Source organism: Bdellovibrionales bacterium (genome assembly GCA_019750295.1).
Taxonomy (GTDB): Bacteria; Bdellovibrionota; Bdellovibrionia; order Bdellovibrionales; family JAGQZY01; genus JAIEOS01.
Genome location: JAIEOS010000086.1, coordinates 1 through 5542, shown reverse-complemented (window position 1 = coordinate 5542; position 5542 = coordinate 1). Strand labels below are relative to the sequence as shown.

Annotated in this window: 5 protein-coding genes; 2 read left to right on the top strand and 3 right to left on the bottom strand. The window is 49.3% G+C overall.

What is annotated here, in order from left to right; genetic code table 11:
* Both K2Q26_12820 and K2Q26_12815 read right to left on the bottom strand, forming a co-directional pair.
* The coding region (locus K2Q26_12820; GenBank protein ID MBY0316402.1) for a hypothetical protein at positions 1-2687 on the bottom strand (2687 nt) is incomplete at its 3' end.
* A gap of 101 nt (positions 2688-2788) precedes the next feature.
* Positions 2789-3913 (bottom strand): hypothetical protein, encoded by a 1125-nt coding sequence (locus tag K2Q26_12815; protein MBY0316401.1) that lies wholly within the window; start codon positions 3911-3913, stop codon positions 2789-2791.
* A 190-nt stretch (positions 3914-4103) separates the two neighbouring features.
* Between K2Q26_12815 and K2Q26_12810 the strand changes: the two genes are divergently transcribed.
* Positions 4104-4784 carry a hypothetical protein gene (locus K2Q26_12810; protein MBY0316400.1) on the top strand — a complete coding sequence of 227 codons (681 nt, stop codon included), beginning with the start codon at positions 4104-4106 and terminating at the stop codon, positions 4782-4784.
* Positions 4785-4795: 11 nt separating this feature from the next.
* Positions 4796-5074 carry a hypothetical protein gene (locus tag K2Q26_12805; GenBank protein ID MBY0316399.1) on the top strand — a complete coding sequence of 93 codons (279 nt, stop codon included), beginning with the start codon at positions 4796-4798 and terminating at the stop codon, positions 5072-5074.
* 15 nt (positions 5075-5089) lie between these two features.
* Here the strand turns inward: K2Q26_12805 and K2Q26_12800 are convergent.
* On the bottom strand, positions 5090-5542 hold a 453-nt coding region (locus K2Q26_12800; protein MBY0316398.1), incomplete at its 5' end, for a leucyl aminopeptidase family protein.

Here is a 5542-nt window from a genome sequence, read left to right as displayed (position 1 = left end):
AACCGCATATTGTTTTGATAAACATCCTGCGACCATCGGTCATAGGCGCCGGCTCCGACCCAGTTGATCTGCGCCCCTTCGTTGGTGCCATCGATCGCAGCTAGGGTAATAGATGCACCCGCCGAGGGTGCCGCTCCACCGATGCCAACAAGTCCTTCGGAGTTCACCACAAAACGGTCTGCTCCGTTCACTTGAACATTAAAGCCACCGTCAGAGGAGGAATTATCGCTATCTGTGTTTATTGTGTAACCGCTGGCCGATGTCGAACTTGTGGCAGTGATTGGCCCGACAAATCCCGTGGCTTTGACAATTCCATCGACATCTAATTTTTCTGTCGGGGATGTAGAGCCAATTCCGACATTCCCCGTGTTCGTCACGAGGAAGCGGCTAGCTCCGCCCACTTGCAAATCCATGAGTCGATTTGCTGTTCCTAAAACCGATGTTTCTATGGCGTTCAACAAAATACCTGTGTAACTCCCCGACGCCGTTCCTGTTTGGTTGATCGTCGGCGAGAGATTTAAAACGCTAAAGTTACCAGAACCACTGGTCGGATCCCATACGACGGATCCAGAAATAAACGGCGTGTAGAATCCCGGAGCCGCTGCATAAGACATGTTAGCATGGGTTCGAAACGAAAATGCTCCCGCAAATCCACCGCCACCGGCAACAAAAGATGTGCGATGAGATCTAGTCCCAATATCAAGATCACTATTGTTTCCTATAATACTTGCGCCCCCATCCACCTGCGTAAACTCGGTGTAATACGACGCGGGAGTCGTACGACTCTGGAGTCGAAGAACAACGTCAGAGGGGTTCGCCGTTATGGCGAGAGGTACTAATGGAGTCGCTGTCCCGATTCCCACATTTCCTGCCTCGGTGATGATCATTCGCTCGGTGCCTGCGGTGTCAAAGCGGATGCGATCTTCGTCGGCGGACTCTTCGAGTTGAATTCGTGTGTCGTTATCGGTATCGGCTAACGCATTAAAGCTAGTTGGAAGAGCGCCGCAGATCCAACGATCCAGAGTGGAATCCCAAATGAGCGTATAATTGTTCGTACACTCGGATCCACCTGGGAAATACGAAAAATACTCCGCCGGCCCCGACGAAATTTTTGTAACGCCGACGGAAACAATTTTAGCATTCGTTACTCCCCCGTCTCGCACTTGCAAAGTGTTCGTTGCGATTTCGAGAGTGCTGTTATCGACATTGACGGAAAGATTTCGGTCGACCGAGAGATTTCCGCCGCCACTTAAACCAGATCCTGTATTTGTATTCACAGCTCTGGACGGAGCCACAGCGCCCACATCGGCCGCCGTTGCGCCCGTCTTATTGATCTTTGTCCACGCAATGGCTGCCGATGCATTCACGTCCCCATCGACGATGGAACCATCGGCAATTTTCGAAGAGTCCACAGCGCTTGCGCTCAGTTTAACCCCAGAAATCCCACCATCTCTCACTTGCAGTTGATTGGATCCGTTCACTTCCATCGTCGCGCCGTCAACCACCACCGCGAGAGTTGACGTCCCCGAAGTCGCGCCCCCAGAAAGAGCGGATCCCGCGTTGGTCACAATACCTTCGATATCTCCCGCACCACTGCCGTTACCGACAACCTCTGCACTATTTCCATCCCAGTACATGATTTTATCGGTGGTGCTGTTGTACCAGGTGGCGCCCTTGTTACCGATCGCCAGTGTTCCCACGAGAGCGGTTTCTTGAGTGCTGTCGAATTTTCCTAAAGTGATGGTGGATAAATTTTGGAGAGTCATGTGGCCGGCATTCAAGAGTTGATTGCCATTCATGTTGATATTCCCCGCCATAGTTCCGCCGGCGAGGGGCAGCTTAGTGGAATCTGTAATGGAGCTCGGCGTGATGGCCTCCCAGCGATTGAGCGTGGCGTTCCAAGACAGAACTCGACCATCACCGACGCCCGCGCCGACGCCGCTGACGTCGATGTTAGCTCCGGCAATCTTTGTGTCGGCGTAGTTTTTTGTAGCCGCATCTTGGGCCAGCGTCGGATCCGCTAAATTTTTGATCTGCTGATTGTTTAAAGACAGAGGCGTTGTCGAAGTTCCTGAGGCCAAGTTGTAGAGGGTGTTATAATTTGTACCCCCAAGTAAGTTCTCAAGATTGGCTTGCGTGATATTTTGTCCAGGATTGATTTGCACAAAATTAGCAGCGCTCAGTCCTTGGAGAGAGTTGGCATACCAAGCGTAAGGAACTGTTTGTAGATGAAAGTCTTGGGCGAGCGTCACCTGACCACCGCCATCGTTGTAAGCGATTCGAACTTTCCGGGTGTGTCCTGTCAGCGCATTGTAAGACGTCCCTGCAGAGCACGTTGTAATCCCCGTAAAACTCACTCCGTTCTGAAAAATACTAATAATGTTTGAAGTGTCTTCGTAATCGGAGCCCGAGCGAATTCCCGCACCAATACTCAAGGAGAACACGCCCTCACTCCCCAGCATATTTACGGAGTGTTGCTCTTCGTACATCAGACAATCATTCACCGGGGAATAAATACGAACATTAAAGACGACAGGATTCGCCTCGAGAGGAACACCTCCCGATTTTGTGATTTGCCCCTGATAAACAAAACTGGCGGGAACACTTTGCGCGAGCGCCGAAAAACAAAAGGAATAAATTGTCGCGGAGATTATAAAAATAGAACTGAAATACCGACAATTTAGCATACTTTCTTATCGGAGTTTCCATGATTAAATTTAGAGTGTTCGTCTCAATTTGAGAAACGGAATGGATGCAGTTGGACCAGGGGCTAGGCTCTTGAATCGAATTAAAAGATATAACGCAAATTCCAATTGAGAAACAAACCGGGGTCTAGTCTTAATCGTCCCCCGTTATCATCAAACAGACCATCGCCGATGAACGCCGAGCGCTCAAAGGTGTATCCCAATTGAAATTCGCTCGCTAAAAATTCCGCGATCGGAGTTCGCAATCCTAACATGCTCCGCATTTCCATCAGCGTGAGACGATCCTCGCTCTTTGTGCGATCCTTTAACAGATAAAGCTGTCGCATCCACTGGTAACCTAAAAATATCTGAAAATTATCGATCGTCCCGTAAGCCGCTTCGGCCAGCACCATCGGACCGAAGACCGTCAGCGAATAGGACCAAGGAAAACTGGGTGTCCACTGAAGCGCCAATATCGGCAATCCGAATATACCATTAAATTTTTCGCCCCGCGTGGAGTATAAAAATCCTGGAATGGGAACTAAATTTCCTAAAGGACTGTTGTTAGAAAAGAAGACGATTAACGACCAGGCTGTCGTCTCGGACGTGGGAAAGCTGTAGCTTCCACTCAAACTATAAGAAATATCTCTCCCTTTTTTAAAAACTTCGTCTCCGGCGTAACCAATAGATCCTCGCAAAGAGTAACTCTTCTTCTCTTCCAACTGATGCGTGTATTGCGCTCCGAATTCTAACCGATACAAATTAGGATCGACTCGCACCAACGAGTCGAGCACCAGAGGCTCCGAAAAATGCAATCGGCTTGCCGCCAGCGACATTGTCACCATATCCTTTTCATTGCGGAACACGGGAGAGGAAAAATTAAGACGATCCTCATTGAGAGCCGGAGTGTCTTTTCTGGGAACGTAACGACCCTCGTAAGTCACTATCGGTGTGGGTGGAGTAAAGCCCGTCATCCCTCCGAGCGAGGCGAGAGCACCGCCGCCTCGAGCAGAGGCCTGACGAGCCGCCTGCGTCCAACGCTGCAAACTCTCTTTGCACACTTGAGAAAGTTGGGCGTCGTTTTTTCTTAGGCATTCCAAAATTTCTCGAGGGCTCTTATCTTGAGGACAAAACTTTTGCAGCTCCGGCGCGCAACTTTGCAGAGCTTTTTCAGCCATCAGCTGGGCGGAAACGCTTTGAGCCGAAATCAGGAAAAAAAGTAAAATCATAAACCGCATACTTGATCTTCCTGAGAGATAGAATTGCTGTCATCCAAAATTTGAGAGAGGGGCATTTTTCCTAGATGCCGTAGCAAATTTCTCAGATTTTAAGCAGATGACTCCATAGGGTCGACTTGGCAGGGGCCATGGCAAGGCACAGGAGTTGCTCTACTGCAGCTCAACCTGGAGGAATTCTCATATGTCGTCTTACCCGTTTCGTAAAATTTACTTTGTGATTGCACTGACGCTCATCGCATCGATCGTTTTCGCCTTTGATCTCCACGCCGCCGAAAACAAAAAAGTCAATACCGTGACATCCGAAGATATCTACACCGAACACATCGCAAAAACCGAACCTCTCACCTACTCAGAGCTTCGCCAAATCTTTGAGAGTAAACCCTCCTACTTAATGTCCTGCGTTTCCGCCACCACTCTGTTGCGACCTAAGCGGGAATTGCTCGAAACTTTTAAAACTCATCGCCCCAACGCAAGTCCTTCCCTTACGCTCACCTTTATGGTCGAAGAGCAAGGCGACGGATTTAATATTTACCTCTCTCGAGAGACACAAGATTTCGCGCCAGAGACAGCCCTCAGTTGTGAACGCACTAAGGAGCACCGTTGCTCCAGTATAAAAATGGTCCAAGAAAGAACTATCCCGTTTGTTAAGGAAGGGTTTGCCCCCGACGCGGTCGTTTTAGAAAAGTTTCAGTTTTACCCTCAAGTGAATGGTTCGATGTACGCAAAATATGAATTTAGCATCACCGGCTCTCAATATGACTTTTGGAATAGACCCTCTCACAAAGTGAACCTTGATCTCAGTTATATTTGCAAAGTTTCGCGAGTCACAAACCCCGAGAATCCAACCCTTCAACGCAACTAAAAGGAGCCACCATGCAAACCCCAGATACACCGACATTTACAGATCTCTCTCCCGGAGAGGCTACAGAGAATCAAGAAGATATGGAACAAATCATTGGCGATCAAGATCTCACGGCCGAGTCCATGGACCCCAACGTGGATGACGAAACACTTGGCGTACGCTCTAAAGGTCTCGACGATGTCGAGAATGAGCCTTTAGATTTTATGCGTGGAGAGGTCGATGTCAAAACGCAAATGGATCGCATGGCGCGAAAACTTCAAGCGGATGTCACCGGTCGCCGAGAAAACTAGACGAGAAAACAAAAATTAATTGATTTCGCAAAAGTGACAGAGGGTTTGGACCATTTGACCAGATCCTCCTTTTTCGGAGAACGCTCCACTCGCCGAACTCGCCCACGCATAAATATCAAGATGGGCCCACGGAGTTCCCTCAACAAAAGCCTCTAAAAATAAGGCGGCCGTTACTGCGCCTCCAAAACCATCGACGGCGTTAATGTAGTCAGCGACCTCAGACTTCAATTTACTTCTCTGACCGGGATCGAGCGGCATTCTCCAACAGTTGTCTCCCGAGGCCTGAGCCTTCATCAGGATCTGCCCTGCAATCTTATCGTTGTTGGCAAAGAGTCCGGGTAAACCATCACCCAACCCCACCTTGATGGCGCCGGTGAGAGTGGCCACATCAATAATCCACTCCGGCTTTGTTTCACTCGCCACCGTAAGCGTGTCGGCGAGAACTAATCGTCCTTCTGCATCGGTATT